The sequence below is a fragment of the Nocardioides litoris genome, from assembly GCF_006346315.1.
Taxonomy (GTDB): domain Bacteria; phylum Actinomycetota; class Actinomycetes; order Propionibacteriales; family Nocardioidaceae; genus Nocardioides; species Nocardioides litoris.
The window spans coordinates 162340-176566 of sequence record NZ_VDMR01000008.1 but is presented as its reverse complement, the minus strand read 5'-3'; the positions used below and the strand labels follow the sequence as shown (position 1 = coordinate 176566).

The 14227-nt window shown below is 75.4% G+C and carries 13 protein-coding genes; 7 read left to right on the top strand and 6 right to left on the bottom strand.

What is annotated here, in order from left to right:
- Nucleotides 1-51: 51 nt before the first annotated feature.
- Nucleotides 52-780, top strand: coding sequence for a hypothetical protein (locus FJQ57_RS18725; protein ID WP_139983279.1), 729 nt, complete (start codon nucleotides 52-54; stop codon nucleotides 778-780).
- Nucleotides 781-922: 142 nt separating this feature from the next.
- Here FJQ57_RS18725 and FJQ57_RS18720 read toward each other — a convergent pair whose 3' ends face one another.
- Complete coding sequence (locus FJQ57_RS18720) at nucleotides 923-1519, bottom strand: hypothetical protein (protein WP_139983277.1); 597 nt, start codon at nucleotides 1517-1519, stop codon at nucleotides 923-925.
- Between the two features lie 52 nt (nucleotides 1520-1571).
- On the opposite strand from FJQ57_RS18720, the gene FJQ57_RS18715 reads away from it, so the two are divergent.
- On the top strand, nucleotides 1572-2132 hold the full coding sequence (locus tag FJQ57_RS18715) for an AMIN-like domain-containing (lipo)protein (protein WP_139983275.1): 561 nt from the start codon (nucleotides 1572-1574) through the stop codon (nucleotides 2130-2132).
- Nucleotides 2133-2143: 11 nt separating this feature from the next.
- Here FJQ57_RS18715 and lon read toward each other — a convergent pair whose 3' ends face one another.
- Complete coding sequence (lon, locus tag FJQ57_RS18710) at nucleotides 2144-4465, bottom strand: endopeptidase La (RefSeq protein ID WP_139983273.1); 2322 nt, start codon at nucleotides 4463-4465, stop codon at nucleotides 2144-2146.
- A 74-nt stretch (nucleotides 4466-4539) separates the two neighbouring features.
- Between lon and FJQ57_RS22690 the strand changes: the two genes are divergently transcribed.
- Both FJQ57_RS22690 and serB read left to right on the top strand, forming a co-directional pair.
- The gene (locus FJQ57_RS22690) at nucleotides 4540-4692 is read left to right on the top strand and encodes a hypothetical protein (protein ID WP_170219501.1); all 153 of its coding nucleotides are present in this window, start codon (nucleotides 4540-4542) and stop codon (nucleotides 4690-4692) included.
- A 30-nt stretch (nucleotides 4693-4722) separates the two neighbouring features.
- Complete coding sequence (gene serB, locus FJQ57_RS18705) at nucleotides 4723-5949, top strand: phosphoserine phosphatase SerB (RefSeq protein WP_139983271.1); 1227 nt, start codon at nucleotides 4723-4725, stop codon at nucleotides 5947-5949.
- On the opposite strand, the gene FJQ57_RS18700 is transcribed toward serB, so the two are convergent.
- From FJQ57_RS18700 to FJQ57_RS18685, 4 genes are read right to left on the bottom strand one after another with little or no spacing between them, the layout of a single operon-like run.
- A complete protein-coding gene (locus FJQ57_RS18700) occupies nucleotides 5918-6517 on the bottom strand; it encodes a DedA family protein (RefSeq protein ID WP_139983269.1) in 600 nt (199 codons plus the stop codon). The two genes, serB and FJQ57_RS18700, sit on opposite strands and share 32 nt — an antisense overlap.
- A complete protein-coding gene (locus FJQ57_RS18695; protein ID WP_139983267.1) occupies nucleotides 6514-7359 on the bottom strand; it encodes an MBL fold metallo-hydrolase in 846 nt (281 codons plus the stop codon). The genes FJQ57_RS18700 and FJQ57_RS18695 overlap by 4 nt, the downstream gene beginning before the upstream one ends.
- On the bottom strand, nucleotides 7356-9464 hold the full coding sequence (locus FJQ57_RS18690; protein WP_139983265.1) for an alkaline phosphatase family protein: 2109 nt from the start codon (nucleotides 9462-9464) through the stop codon (nucleotides 7356-7358). Before FJQ57_RS18690 ends, FJQ57_RS18695 begins: the two co-directional genes overlap by 4 nt.
- A gap of 42 nt (nucleotides 9465-9506) precedes the next feature.
- Nucleotides 9507-10034, bottom strand: a complete 528-nt coding sequence (locus FJQ57_RS18685) for a SixA phosphatase family protein (RefSeq protein WP_139983263.1) — start codon at nucleotides 10032-10034, stop codon at nucleotides 9507-9509.
- Nucleotides 10035-10110: 76 nt separating this feature from the next.
- Between FJQ57_RS18685 and FJQ57_RS18680 the strand changes: the two genes are divergently transcribed.
- Genes FJQ57_RS18680 through FJQ57_RS18670 form a run of 3 tightly spaced genes read left to right on the top strand, consistent with a single transcriptional unit; the run spans nucleotide 10111 to nucleotide 14227 of the window.
- Nucleotides 10111-11082 carry a cyanophycinase gene (locus FJQ57_RS18680; RefSeq protein ID WP_139983261.1) on the top strand — a complete coding sequence of 324 codons (972 nt, stop codon included), beginning with the start codon at nucleotides 10111-10113 and terminating at the stop codon, nucleotides 11080-11082.
- Entirely contained in the window at nucleotides 11079-13865 is a 2787-nt protein-coding gene (gene cphA / locus FJQ57_RS18675; protein ID WP_139983259.1) for a cyanophycin synthetase, read from the top strand. Before FJQ57_RS18680 ends, cphA begins: the two co-directional genes overlap by 4 nt.
- Nucleotides 13862-14227 carry a cupin domain-containing protein gene (locus tag FJQ57_RS18670; protein ID WP_139983257.1) on the top strand — a complete coding sequence of 122 codons (366 nt, stop codon included), beginning with the start codon at nucleotides 13862-13864 and terminating at the stop codon, nucleotides 14225-14227. The genes cphA and FJQ57_RS18670 overlap by 4 nt, the downstream gene beginning before the upstream one ends.

Sequence of the window (14227 nt, the reverse complement as noted above, 5' to 3'; positions counted from 1 at the left end):
TGCCCGGGGTGGCCGGACCGAGGCCCTGACCCATGGCCTAGCGTCGGTTCCGTGCCGTCCGACGACCTCGTTGCGCTGCCTGTCTCGGCTCGGCTGGCGTGGTGGGCGACCTCGTGGGTGCGCGGGCACGTCGGCCCCGACGACATGCTCGACGGGGTGCTCGGCGACGACGTCGCCCACCTCGTCCTCGGGCCCGACGACGGGCTGGTGACGACGCTGGCCTCGCTGCGGGCCGCGGGCGCGACGTCGTTCGGCGCGGCGTTCCCCGTCGAGGGCGACCTGGTCGGGCTCGGCGGGCCGCCGGCCCTCAACTCCGCCGCCCTCGACGCCGGCGAGGCCGTGGTCGCCGTCGGCGCCGACGCCGGCCTCGTGCCCACGCGCGTCGGGCCGACGGTCGAGTGGACGCCGCTGCCCGCCCGCCGCCGCCAGCTGCCCGACGTCGGCGAGGCCGACCGCGAGCTGCGCTCGGTGCTCCTCGACTCGGCCGAGCGGCTCGCTGCGCTCGACGTCGCCCGCTGGCGCCCCGAGGTGGCCGACCGGCTGATGAACCTGCGGCACCGGCCGTCGGTCCCGGCTCCCCCGGGCGTGCCGCCGCGCTGCGTCGACCTCGCCGCCCGCGGCCTGCAGGCCATGGGCATCGCCGACCTGGCGCTGGAGGACGACGGCGGCGCCGTGTCCCTCTCGGAGATCGAGCACCGCCGGCAGGCGCTCGCCCCGCTCGCGCGGGCCGGGCGTCGAGCCCTCGTCGCGGCGACCTCGCCCGAGGTGTGGCCCGACTGACCGGGCGGCGGCCGCGGAGGCGGGCGCGTGCGGGCGTGTGCCGGCTGGCGGGGACGTCATGCGAACGGGTCGCCGGCGCAGCCAGCCCGGAGGACGCACCCCCGGGCCGCACGCCGTCCCCAGCGGCTCGGCGAGCCCGACCTCACGGTCGCGGTCGGAGGGCGGGGATCCAGGGGTGCCCGGGCAAGGTGCGGTCGAGCGCGGCGGCCAGCCAGCGTCGCCGGCGGTCGTCGAGGTGGGGCAGGGTGGCGTCGAGGTCGGCCTGGTCCTTCGGCCGCAGGCCCTTCGCCTTGTGGAGCAGCTGGACCTCGGGCTGGAGGTAGCGGACGCCGTCGCGCTGCCACAGCGCCTCGGCCATGGGCATCCGCAGCGACGGGTCGCGCTTGTAGACCCACTCCTCGCGGGTGCCCGGTGAGAGCAGCACGTCGTGCTCCCACGGCTCGGCCGCCGAGGGGCGCAGCCAGACCTGGCCGCAGCCGGCCGGGAGGTCGTCGTCGGTCCCGAGCGGCGTCAGCACGCCGTCGGTCGCCGCCCACACCTCGAGGCGTCCCGACAGGTGGGCCCGGAGCAGCGGGAGGTCCGACCGCAGCACGCACGGGTCGCAGTCGTCGTGCTCGCGGGCCACCCCGGTGAAGGCCTGCAGCGCCCACCCGCCGGCCATCCACCACAGGCCCGGGTAGCCGGCCAGCAGCGCGGCCGCGTCGGCCGGCGTCCGCCGCACCCACCCCTCGGCCACCACCCGCCCACCCTAGGGACGTCAACCTCCGGGCGCCGGCGCGCGTCTCCCCTGCATGAGGACCCCACGCCACGCCGCCACCGCCACCGCCGCCGCCGCTGTCACCGCCCTCGCCCTGGCCCTGGCGGCCGGGTGCGGACCGAGCGGCGCCGCCGGGCGACCCGGCCCCACGCCACCGGGCGCACCCTCGACCGCGCCGCAGACGGGTGCGCCGGACGGTCCGGGCGGGCTCGTGCTGACCGACGTCGACGTCGTCGAGGGCGACGGGAGCGACCGGGTGGTGATCACCTTCGACGGCACGGGGACGCCCGGCTGGCAGGCGCGGTACGTCGACCGGCCGGTCGTCGACGGGAGCGGGGAGACCCCCGACCTCGGGGGCGGGGCGACCCTCGACGTGTACGCCTCGGACACCACGTGGCCGGCGCCGGGCTACTACGACGGCCCAGCCCGCCTCCCCACCAGCACGGGCGGGGCCGTCGCGGCGTCGTACGTCGCCGGGACGTTCGAGGGGGTCACCCAGGTGCTGGTCGGCCTCGAGGGCGGGCCGGCGTCCTACCGGGTGAGCACCCGGACCGACCCGACCCGCCTCGTCGTCGAGGTGGACGACCCCGCCTGAGACGACCGGCCTCAGGCGGCGACGGCCGCGCCCCCGGCCGCCGCGGGCTCGAGCGCACCGCGCACGACGTCGAGCACGTCGCCGACGACGTGGACGGTCACGGCGTCGAGCACCTCGGCCGGCACGTCCTCCAGGTCGGCCTCGTTGCGCAGCGGCACGAAGACCTCGGTGAGGCCGGCGCGCTGGGCGGCCAGCAGCTTCTGCTTGAGGCCGCCGATGGGCAGCACGCGGCCGTTGAGCGTGACCTCGCCGGTCATGCCGACCTCGCTGCGGACGGGGCGGCCGGTGGCCAGCGACGTGAGCGCGGTGACCATGGTGATCCCGGCCGAGGGGCCGTCCTTGGGCACCGCGCCCGCGGGCACGTGCAGGTGGATCGAGCGGTCGAGCACCGCCGGGTCGACCCCGAGCTCGGCCGCGTGCGACCGGACGTAGGTGAGCGCGATGCGCGCCGACTCCCTCATCACCTCGCCGAGCTGCCCGGTGGTGGTGAGCTCGGCCGGGCCGTCGTGGGCGGTGGCCTCGATGAACAGCACGTCGCCCCCGAGGCCGGTCACCGCGAGCCCGGTCGAGACGCCCGGCACCGCCGTCCGCTCGGCCGACTCGGGCAGGAAGCGCGGGCGCCCGACCAGGGCGTGCAGGTCCCCGGCGTCGATCGACACCTGCTCCTCACCGGTGGCCAGCCGGGTCGCGGCCTTGCGCAGCGCCTTGGCCAGCAGCCGCTCCAGCTGGCGCACGCCGGCCTCGCGGGTGTGGTGGGCGGCCAGCTCCTGCAGGGCCGCGTCGGTGACGGTCACCTCGGCCTCGGTGAGCGCGGCGCGCTCGAGCTGGCGGAGCAGCAGGAAGTCGCGGGCGATGGCGACCTTGTCGTCCTCGGTGTAGCCGTCGACGGTGATGAGCTCCATGCGGTCCAGCAGGGCCGCGGGGATCTGCTCGACCACGTTGGCGGTGGCGATGAACAGCACGTCGGACAGGTCGAGGTCGAGCTCGAGGTAGTGGTCGCGGAACGTGTGGTTCTGCGCCGGGTCGAGCACCTCGAGCAGCGCCGCGGCCGGGTCGCCGCGGTGGTCGGTGCCGACCTTGTCGACCTCGTCGAGCAGCACGACCGGGTTCATGGAGCCGGCCTCCTTGACGGCGCGGACGATCCGGCCCGGCAGCGCGCCGACGTACGTGCGCCGGTGGCCGCGCACCTCGGCCTCGTCCCGCACGCCGCCGAGGGCCACGCGGACGAAGGAGCGGCCCAGGGCCCGGGCGACGGACTCGCCGAGCGAGGTCTTGCCGACGCCGGGAGGCCCGGCCAGCAGCAGCACGGCGCCGGAGCCGCGGCCGCCGACCACCTGCAGGCCGCGCTCGGCCCGCCGGGCGCGGACGGCGAGGTGCTCGACGATGCGGTCCTTCACCTCCTCGAGGCCGTGGTGGTCGGCGTCGAGCACGGCCCGCGCGGCGACCACGTCGGTCGTGTCGTCGGTGGTGGCGCCCCACGGCAGGTCGAGGACGGTGTCGAGCCAGGTGCGGATCCACCCGGTCTCGGGGTTCTGCTCGCTCGAGCGCTCGAGCTTGTCGACCTCCCGCAGCGCGGCCTCGCGGACCGCAGGCGGCAGGCCCTCGTGGGCCTCGACGCGGGCGCGGTAGTCCTCGGAGCCCTCGGGCTCGCCCTCGCCGAGCTCCTTGCGGATCGCGGCGAGCTGCTGGCGCAGGAGGTACTCGCGCTGCTGCTTCTCCATGCCGTCGCGGACGTCCTCGCCGATCTTGTCGGTCAGCTCGACCTCGGCCAGGTGCTCGCGGGTCCACTCCAGGAGCAGGGTGAGCCGGTCCTCCACGTCGGGGGTCTCGAGCAGCTCGCGCTTGCGCTCGTCGGAGAGGTAGGACGCCCACCCGGCCGCGTCGGTGAGGACCGAGGGGTCGGTCATCCGCTGGACGGTGTCGACGACCTGCCAGGCCTCGCGGCGCTGGAGCAGGGCGACGACGAGGCGCCGGTAGTCGTCGGCCATCTCGCGCACCCGGTCGGTGACCGGCCGCTCCTCGACCGGGTCGACGTCGACCCACAGGGCGGCGCCGGGCCCGGTGGTGCCGCTGCCGATGCGGGCGCGGCCACCGGCGCGCAGCACCGCGGCCGGGGCGCCGGACTGCAGGCGGCCGGTGCGCTCGACGGTCGCCAGCACGCCGTACGACGCGTAGCGGTCCTCGAGCCGGGGTGCGAGCAGGAGCGTGCCGTCGCTGCCGGCGCCGGCGGCGTCGATGGCGGCACGGGTGGCGTCGTCCAGCTCGACCGGCACCACCATGCCGGGCAGGACGACCAGGTCGGAGACGAGGAGCAGGGGGACGGATCGGGTCATGCCGGCACAACGGCCGCGGCCCGAACAGGTGTTCCGGTGTTCGTCCTGAGCGGAATCCGGGTACGTAGGGGGGCATGCACCCCCTCGTCGTCATCGCCCTCGCCGTCGGCGTCGTCTTCGTCCTGCTGGTCGGCCTGCTGCTGCTGGCCGGGCTCCGGCCCCAGCGCCACCGCCGCCGTTCGATCTTCCGCAGCGGGTCGGCGTCCAGCAGCACCTCGATGCCCTGAACCCCGCGCGCGCCGATAGCCTCGGGCCCGATGAGCACGCCGGCGCCTCCCGACACCCTGCTGGTGACCCTCACCGGCCACGACCGTCCCGGCGTCACGTCGTCGGTCTTCGCAGCCCTGAGCCAGGTCGGGGTCGAGGTGCTCGACGTCGAGCAGATCATCCTGCGGCGCCGCCTGATCCTGGGCGTGCTGGTCACCGCCCCTCGCGACCTGAAGAAGGTCGCCGCCGCGGTCGAGCGCACCGCGGCCGAGCTGGGGATGACGGTCGAGCTCGAACGGGGCACCGGTGACAACCGGTCCCGCGCCGCCGGCCGCGTGCACGTGTCCGTGATCGGCAGCCCGCTCAAGGCGACCCAGATGGCCGCGATCGCCGGCCGCATCGCCGACACCGGCGGCAACATCGACCGCATCGAGCGGATGGCGCGCTACCCCGTCACCGCCATCGACCTGCACGTCTCCGGCGCCGACCCCGACCTGCTCCGCGCGCTGCTGGCCGGCGAGGCGGCCGCCCAGGGCGTCGACGTCGCCGTGCAGCCGGCGACCCTGCTGCGCCGCGGGAGCCGGCTGATCGTGATGGACGTCGACAGCACGCTCATCCAGGGCGAGGTCATCGAGATGCTCGCCGCCCACGCCGGGCACGAGGAGGAGGTCGCCCGCGTCACCGAGGAGGCGATGCGGGGCGAGATCGACTTCGAGGAGTCGCTGCGGCGGCGCGTGCGGCTGCTCGCGGGTCTCGACGCCTCCGCCCTCGACGCGGTGTACGACGACATCGTGGTCACGCCGGGTGCCCGCACGATGGTCCGGACCCTCCGGCGGCTCGGCTACCGGTTCGCCATCGTCAGTGGCGGGTTCACCCAGGTCACCGACCGGCTGGCGGCCGACCTCGGCATCGACTTCGCCCGGGCCAACGAGCTCGAGGTCGTCGACGGGCGGATCACGGGCGAGATCGTCGGCGCGGTGGTCGACCGGGCCGGCAAGGCGACCGCCCTGCGCGAGTTCGCCGCCGCCGCGGGCGTGCCCCTCGAGGCCACCGTGGCCATCGGCGACGGCGCCAACGACCTCGACATGCTGGGCGCCGCCGGCCTCGGGGTGGCCTACAACGCCCGCCCGGTCGTGCAGCAAGCCGCCGACACGGCGGTCAACGTGCCCTACCTCGACACGGTGCTCTACCTGCTCGGGATCTCCCGCGAGGAGATCGAGGCCGCCGACGCCGAGGCGGGCATCGTCACCCCGTCCCCTCCGGTCGCGCGCGCCTGACCCGCACCAGCCGCCCCAGCCGCGGCACGACCAGCCCGAGGACCACGGCCGCGACCACCACCACGACGAGGGCGACCATGGGGTCGGGGATCAGCGCGTCGCCGACGATGCCGACCGTCGCGTAGACGCCCGCCCACAGCAGCGCCGCCGCGACGTCGGCCGAGGCGAACCGGGCCACCGGGTAGCCGCCGAGCGCCGCGGCCAGCAGCACCGGCACCCGCCCGCCCGGCACCAGCCGCGAGAGCAGCAAGGAGCGCACCTCGTCGGCCTCGAGCCGGGCCCGCAGGTGCTGCAGGGCGCCGTCGGGGTCGTCGGCGCCGAGCCAGCCGATCCGCTGGGCCAGCGGACGTCCGGCGAGCCGCAGCACGGCGTAGGTGATGACGTCACCGACCCACGCCCCGGCACCGCCGACGAGGACGACCAGCACCAGCTCCCACGGCTGCTCCGCGCGAGCCAGCACGGCCGCGGCGCTCACGGCCGCCCCGGTCGGCACGACGGGCACGACGGCCCCGAAGGCGACGACGCCGAACAGGGCCGCGAGCCCGGCGAGCCCGAGGTCGGCGTTCACGCGTCGCCCGCGAGGCCGCCAGGACCGCCAGGGCCGCCAGGACCGCCAGGACCGCCAGGACCGCCCAGCACCAGGCGCTCCCCCGCCGCCGGCGTCAGCGCCGTGGCCCGCGGGCACCGCTCGGCCAGGGCGCGGTGGAAGCGCTGCGGCGGCGTGACGAAGAGCCGCCGGTGGTTGGCGGGGTGGAGCCGCCGCAGGCCCATCGGCCAGTAGGTGCCGTAGTGCACGGCCAGGGCCCACCTGGCTCCGACGGCCCGCACGGCGTCGGCGGCCTGCTCGGGGTCGAGGTGCTCCTCCCCCAGCGTCGGGCCCCAGCCACCGATGGGCACGGCGGCCAGGTCGACGGGCGCGACGTCGGCGAAGTCGGCCCGCACACCGGTGTCGCCGGGGTACCAGACCGAGGTGGTGCCGTCGTCGATGCGGAAGCCGAGCGCGGGGGGCGCGCCGTCGCGGCCACGCAGCTTGTCGCGGGATCCGTCGTGGGTGGCGGCCAGCACCTCCACCCGTACGCCGGCCAGCTCGACGGTCTCGCCGGGCTCGACCTCCACGACCTCGCGGCCGACCAGCCCGCGCACCCGCGCCGGCGCCCCACGGGGCACCACCAGCGGCACGGCGGCGTCGAACCGGCGCAGCGACGGCACGTGCAGGTGGTCGTGGTGCAGGTGGGAGACGAGCAGGAGGTCGGCCTCGGTCGCCCGGTCGGCCGGCTCGGGCAGGGCCCGGCGCAGGTGGAAGAGCCGGGCGGTGAGCAGCGGGTCGGTGACCACGCGTGCCGTGCCCAGCTCGAGGGTCATCGACGAGTGGCCCCACCAGGTGACCGCGGGTGCCGCACCGCCCGTCACGACCCGACCCCCGCCGGCGACGGCTCGGGGGAAGGGGCGTCGGTCTCGGGCCGGCGCAGGCCCTGCTGGAGCAGCCGGTCGACCAGCAGGCGGTGCACGTCGATGCCCGCCAGCGGCCGGTCGGGCACCGCCCAGTCGGCCGGGTGCACGAAGAGCGCGCGCGTCTGGTCGCCCCCGAGCCCGCCGTGGGACCCCACGAGCTCCTCGAAGGCGGCCACCTCGTGCAGGCCGGGGTCGTAGCGCCCCAGTGCCACGACGTCGCCCACGTGGTCGCGCCGGTCGAGGTCGAGCAGGTCGGCCACGGCGGTCGGGCCGTAGACGGCCGTCGGATCCTCGCCGGACGCCTCCACGACCACCGGCCCGCCCGTGCGCCGCTCGAGAACGACCCGACCCGACCCGCCCTCGACCACCAGGCACCCGTCGGCGCGCCGGGTGGCCACCAGGCCGACGTACGGCAGGAGCCGGAGGCCCTCGACGAGCCCGGGGGCGGCGGCCTCGACCTGCTCGCGGACCAGGCGACCGGGGTGGTCGGGGAGGTAGAGGTGGGCGATGCTGCCCCCGGCGACGACCTGGACGTCGCAGCGCGGCTTGGCGGGGTCGGTGGCAGCCTCGGACGCACCGACGACCCGGTGCAGCGGCCGCCGGACCAGCTCGGCCGGGCGGCCGCCGTGGGTGCGGAGCATGTTGGCCGGTCCGAGCACCTCGGGCGAGCCGCCGGGGCCGTCGACGTCGCCGTCGACGATCGCGTCGACGTCGTCGGCCAGGGTGCGACCGGCGAGCTGGAGGTAGGTGCTCCCCTGGGTCTGGCCGTGGTCGGAGAGCACGACCAGCTCGTAGTCGCGGCCGACCTCCTGCGAGACCTCGGCGAAGAACCGCAGCACCCGGTCGAGGCTCTCCAGCGTGCGCACCGACTCGGGGCGGGTCGGGCCCGCGTGGTGCGCGACCTCGTCGTAGTCGAGGAAGTCGACGAAGACCACCGGCGTGCCGCGCGCCATCCGGTCGGCGACGATGGCGACGCTGAGGTCCTTGAGCAGCACGGTGGTCAGCCCGCGCAGCAGCACGAAGGTGCGGCCGCGGCGCACCCGCGGCACGACGTCGCGGTAGCGCTGGCGGCGCCCCTGGTACCACTCGGTGGCCACCTGGCCGACGAAGAGCACCATCGAGCGCACGAAGCCGCTGCGCGAGGCGGCGTACGCCGCGGCGCCGGGCTCGGAACCGGGCAGCCGCGCGTGGCTCATGGTCAGGGCCCGGAACGGCGCGTCGCCGGAGAAGAGGTTGGCCACGCTGGCGCCGTCGTCGGCCAGCAGCCCGCGGCCGGTGGTGAAGCCGCGCTCGACGTCGCCGGCGTCGACCGGGCGGCTGCACTGGACGACCTTGCCCTGCTCCTTGTCGTACCAGCGGAACGCCGGGACTGCTCGCTCGTCGCCGTGCAGCAGCACGGCCTGGCCGGCCGGGGTGGTCGAGGGCAGGCCGGTGTGCCACTCACGCAGGCGGTGGCTGCCCGAGCGCAGCAGGCTGGTCAGGAACGGCACGGACCCGGCGGCCGCGGCCTGGCGCAGCAGCGGCTCGCTGACGCCGTCGAGCTGCACCACGAGCAGGCCGGGACCGGTGACGTCGGTGCGGCGGGCGGTGCTGACCGTGCGGCCCATCACCTGGGCCAGGTGGACCTCCTCGCCCGAGGCGTCGACGACCCAGTTGATGACCGCGGCGAGGACCGCGACCAGCCAGGCGGCGAGCACGATCTCGGGGAAGTCGATGGGCTGGATCGAGGGCACCGCGGCCAGGGCCAGGCCCAGCACCAACGACTGGGCCAGGAACCCGGTGACCAGCAGCCCCCAGACGCCCGTGACCACGACGAACCGCACCAGCAGCGGGCGGAGGAGGGCACCGAGGCCGAGCACGACGAGGGCCAGGCTGACGACCGACAGCACGTCGCCGCCGGGCACCTGCTCGCCCGGCACCAGCCAGAACGTGAGGGTCAGCGCCAGCGCCGACACGGCGGCCGACCGGGCCACCCCGCGCAACCAGCGCCAGGACGGCCGGAAGCGTCGGACCTCGCGTCCCGCGAGCTCCGACCGCCGACCGAGCGACCCGCCTGACCCCACGGGTCGGACTCTAGGAGACGTCGCCGACAGGTCTCGCCGGGGTCAGCCGCGCCCGACGTGGTAGGCGACCACGCTGGCCCCGCCCGGGCCGAGGTCGCTCCAGGAGCCGGGGACGGCCAGCACCACGGTCGCGCTCGTCGGGAAGCCGCCGATGGCGGTCTCGGTGCTGGCGCGGGTGTCGCCGCCGGCGTCGTCGAGGGTGGTGGCGAGGGAGTGCATCGTCGGGTTGTGGCCCACCACGACCGCGGTGGTCACGTCGTCGTCGAGCAGGCGCAGCAGGTCGATCGCGGTGTCCACGCCCGCGGCGTACAGGCCGCGGTCGAGCTCGGGCTCGAGGGACCAGCCCGCCCCCCGGCACACGTGCTCCCAGGTCTGGCGGGTGCGCAGGGCGGCGGAGACGAGCGCGTGCTCCGGCTCGACACCGCTCTCGGCCAGCCAGGCCCCGGCCGCCACCGCGTCGCCGTGGCCCCGCTGGGCCAGGGCCCGCTCGAAGTCGCTCGGCCCGTCGGGCTCCGCCTTGGCGTGCCGCATCACGACCAGCGTCCGCGCGCCCGCCTGCCCTGCCGTCATGGGCCGAAGCGTAGACCTCGCGGCGCCCCCGGAAGGGTGCCCGGCGGCGGGTGCGGCGCCTCACTAGGGTGTCCGCATGCCTCCCGGTCCCCTCATGATCATCGGCGGCGCGGAGGACAAGCTGCGCAAGCGGACGATCCTCAAGGAGTTCGTCGCCGCGGCCGGCGGGCCCGAGGCCCGCATCGCCGTCGTCCCGACCGCCTCCTCGCTGGGCCCCGAGGTCGTCGAGGTGTACGACGCCCTCTTCCGTCGCGAGGGCGCCGCCGACGTCGTGGCCGTGCGTCCGGAGAGCCGCGACGACGCGCACGACCCGGCGCTGGTCGAGCGGCTGCGCGGCGCCACCGGCATCTTCATGACCGGCGGCAACCAGCTCAAGCTCTCCGCCCTCGTGTGCGGCACACCGCTCGGCGACGAGGTCGTCGCCGCCCGAGACCGCGGTGTGGTGGTCGGCGGCACCTCGGCCGGGGCCAGCATCCAGTCCAGCCACATGGTCGCCTTCGGCGGCCCCGGCTCGACGCCCAAGCAGCGGATGACCCAGGTCGCGGCCGGGCTGGGGCTGCTCGGCTCGAGCGTGGTCGACCAGCACTTCGACCAGCGCAACCGCTACGGCCGGCTGCTGATGATCGTCGCCCAGTCGCCCCAGCTGCTCGGCATCGGCGTCGACGAGGACACCGCGGCGGTGGTCGAGCGCGACGAGCGCGGCCACGAGGTGGCCCGGGTCATCGGCCGGGGCGCGGTCACCGTCATGGACCCGGCCCGCATCACCACCAACGCCTACGAGGCCAAGCGGTCCTCGGCCATCCTGGCCAGCGGCGTGGTGCTGCACGTGCTGCCGGCCGGCTCGGCCTTCGACCTCACCGCCCGGACCCTGGTCACCCACGCCCCGGAGGTCGACCCCGTGGTCGCGGCCGAGACGGCCGCCGACCTCGCCGAGGCCGGACGAGACCTGCGCCAGCTGGCCCGTGACATCGCCGCGGCCGATGCCGACCCCGGCTCGCTGCGCCGCCGACTAGCCCGCACCCGCGGCAGGAAGGACCCCACCCCATGAGCGAGCGCCCCACGCCCGACCTCACGATCATCGAGACCCGCGTCTACCGCGGCGCCAACGTGTGGTCCTACGAGAAGGCCATCCACCTGGTCGTCGACCTCGGCCGGCTCGAGGAGTTCCCGACCAACACGATCCCCGGGTTCACCGACACGCTGCTGGAGATGCTGCCCGGCCTGCGCGAGCACTCCTGCTCGCGCGGCAAGCGCGGCGGGTTCGCCGAGCGGCTGCACGAGGGCACCTGGCTCGGACACGTCGCCGAGCACTGCGCCCTCGCGCTGCAGCAGGTCGTCGGCCACGACATCCGGCGCGGCAAGACCCGCGGCGTCAAGGGCCGCAAGGGCGTCTACAACGTCATCTTCGGGTACGCCGACGAGAACGTCGGTCTGGCCGCGGGCCGGCTCGCGGTCCGCCTGGTCAACCACCTCGTCGAGGCCGACCCCGAGTTCGACTGGGAGGCCGAGCTCGAGGCGTTCATCAAGCGGGCCCAGCGCTCGGCGTTCGGGCCGTCGACCCAGGCCATCCTCGACGAGGCCGTCTCGCGCGACATCCCGTGGATCCGGCTCAACCAGTACTCCCTGGTCCAGCTCGGCCAGGGCGTCCACGCCAAGCGCATCCGCGCCACGATGACCAGCAACACCAGCGCCATCGCCGTCGACATCGCCTCCGACAAGGACCTCACCACCTCGCTGCTGAGCGCGGCCGGCCTGCCGGTGCCCAAGCAGGAGATGATGCGCACCGTCGAGGCGGCCGTGCGGGCCGCCGAGCGCATCGGCTACCCCGTGGTGCTCAAGCCCCTCGACGGCAACCACGGCCGCGGGGTGATCCTCGACAACGAGTCCGAGGAGGACGTGCGGGTCGCGTTCGAGGCGGCCCGGGCCGAGTCGCGTCGCGGCGTCGTGCTGGTCGAGCAGCAGATCGTCGGCAAGGACTACCGCTGCCTGATCATCGACGGCCGGGTCGCTGCCATCGCCGAGCGGGTGCCCGCCTCGGTCACCGGCGACGGCATCTCCACCGTCGAGCAGCTCGTCGACACCGCCAACGCCGACCCGCGCCGCGGCGTCGGCCACGAGAAGGTGCTCACCCGCATCAAGGTCGACGACGCCGCCGTACGGCTGGTGGAGGAGCAGGGCTTCGCCATGACCGACGTGCCCCCCGAGGGCACGCAGGTCAAGCTGGCCCTGACCGGCAACATGTCGACCGGTGGCATCTCGATCGACCGCACCTTCGAGGCCCACCCGGAGAACATCGACATCGCCGAGGAGGCCGCCCAGATGGTCGGTCTCGACATCGCCGGCATCGACTTCATCTGCCCCGACATCACCCAGCCCGTGCGCGAGACCGGCGGCGCGATCTGCGAGGTCAACGCCGCCCCGGGCTTCCGGATGCACACCCACCCGACGATCGGCGAGCCGCAGTTCATCGCCAAGCCGGTCGTCGACATGCTCTTCCCGCCGGGGGCGACCTCGCGCATCCCGATCGTGGCCGTGACCGGCACCAACGGCAAGACGACCACCTCGCGGATGATCAGCCACGTCTTCAAGGGCATGGGCCGCAAGGTCGGCATGACCTCGACCGACGGCGTGGTCATCGACGAGCGGCTCCTGATCCGCGCCGACGCCTCCGGGCCGCGGTCGGCCCGGATGGTGCTGCAGAACCCCCGCGTCGACTTCGCCGTCTTCGAGGTCGCCCGCGGCGGCATCCTGCGCGAGGGCCTGGGCTACGAACGCAACGACGTCGCGGTCGTGCTCAACGTGCAGCCCGACCACCTCGGCCTGCGCGGCATCGACACCGTCGAGCAGCTCGCCGACGTCAAGGCCGTCCTCGTCGAGGCGGTGCCGCGCGACGGCCACGCGGTGCTCAACGCCGACGACCCGCTGGTGCGCGAGATGCGCCGCCGCTGCTCGGGCCAGGTCGTGTGGTTCTCCATGGAGGAGCCGGGCTCGGAGGTGCGCGACATGATCGACGCGCACTGCCGCCGCGGCGGCAAGGCGCTGGTGCTCAACCCCAGCGAGCGCGGCGAGATGATCGTGGTCAAGCACGGCTCGCGCGAGATGCAGCTGGCCTGGACCCACCTGCTGCCCGCGACCTTCAACGGCCGGGCCCGGATGAACGTCCAGAACGCGCTGGCCGCCGCGGCCGCCGCCTTCGCCGCGGGCGCTCCCCTGCACGACATCCGGCAGGGCCTGCGCACCTTCTCCACCAACTACTACCTCGCGCCCGGCCGGCTCAACGAGGTCGACGTCAACGGCGTCAACGTCATCGTCGACTACTGCCACAACGCGCCCGGGATGAAGATGCTCGGCGACTTCGTCGACCGGGTGGGCGACTCGCTCGAGTCCTCCCACGAGCTGGCGCGGCCCTCCCGCATCGGGGTGATCGCCACCGCCGGTGACCGCCGCGACCAGGACATGCGCGAGCTGGGCGAGATCGCGGCCCGCCACTTCGACGTGGTCATCGTCCGCGAGGACGCCCACCCCCGCGGGCGGCAGCCCGGCGAGGTCGCCGCCCTGGTCACCGAGGGCGTCCGCACGTCCATGGCCGACGGGGCCCGGTGCAAGCAGGTCGAGGAGGTGCACGACGAGATCGAGGCGGTCCACCACGCGATGTCCCGGGCCAACCGGGGCGACCTCGTGGTGATCTGCGTCGACAAGCACGCCGCGGTGATGACCGAGCTGGAGAACTGGTCCTCGGTCGCCCAGGCCGGGTCGGGGGCCACCGACGAGGCGCCCGGCGCCGACCCCGACCTCGTGGCCCCCACGACCGCTCCCCCAGCGGCGGAGTGAGGCTCCTCGACCTCGGCTCGGTGCCGCACCGCCCGGTCGAGGCCCACGGCAGCCGTGGGTTCTCGATCGGGGCGTTCGCGGTCGGGGCGGAGACGCACCTGGTGATGGTGCGCCTGGGCCCGCGGGGCCGGATCGGCCGGCACCCCGCGGCCGGCGGGCAGCTGCTCGTCGTCCTCGAGGGCGATGCCGTGGTCTCCGGGGCCGACGGCGTCGGGCACGAGATCGGTCCCGGTCGCGCCGCCGTGTGGGAGGCCGGCGAGCCCCACGACACCCGGACCACCGGCGGGCTCGTGGCGATGGTCGTCGAGGGCGACCTCGACGTCGGCCTGCCCGGGCACGTGGTGGACCCCGGCGACACCTGA

What these genes read in the sequence shown, in the direction of transcription:
- FJQ57_RS18680 (WP_139983261.1), top strand. Translation starts at nt 10,111, where the DNA reads ATGCCTCCCGGTCCCCTCATGATCATCGGCGGCGCGGAGGACAAGCTG.
- FJQ57_RS22690 (WP_170219501.1), top strand. Translation starts at nt 4,540, where the DNA reads ATGCACCCCCTCGTCGTCATCGCCCTCGCCGTCGGCGTCGTCTTCGTC.
- FJQ57_RS18715 (WP_139983275.1), top strand. Translation starts at nt 1,572, where the DNA reads ATGAGGACCCCACGCCACGCCGCCACCGCCACCGCCGCCGCCGCTGTC.
- cphA (WP_139983259.1), top strand. Translation starts at nt 11,079, where the DNA reads ATGAGCGAGCGCCCCACGCCCGACCTCACGATCATCGAGACCCGCGTC.
- lon (WP_139983273.1), bottom strand. Translation starts at nt 4,465, where the DNA reads ATGACCCGATCCGTCCCCCTGCTCCTCGTCTCCGACCTGGTCGTCCTG.
- serB (WP_139983271.1), top strand. Translation starts at nt 4,723, where the DNA reads ATGAGCACGCCGGCGCCTCCCGACACCCTGCTGGTGACCCTCACCGGC.
- FJQ57_RS18685 (WP_139983263.1), bottom strand. Translation starts at nt 10,034, where the DNA reads ATGACGGCAGGGCAGGCGGGCGCGCGGACGCTGGTCGTGATGCGGCAC.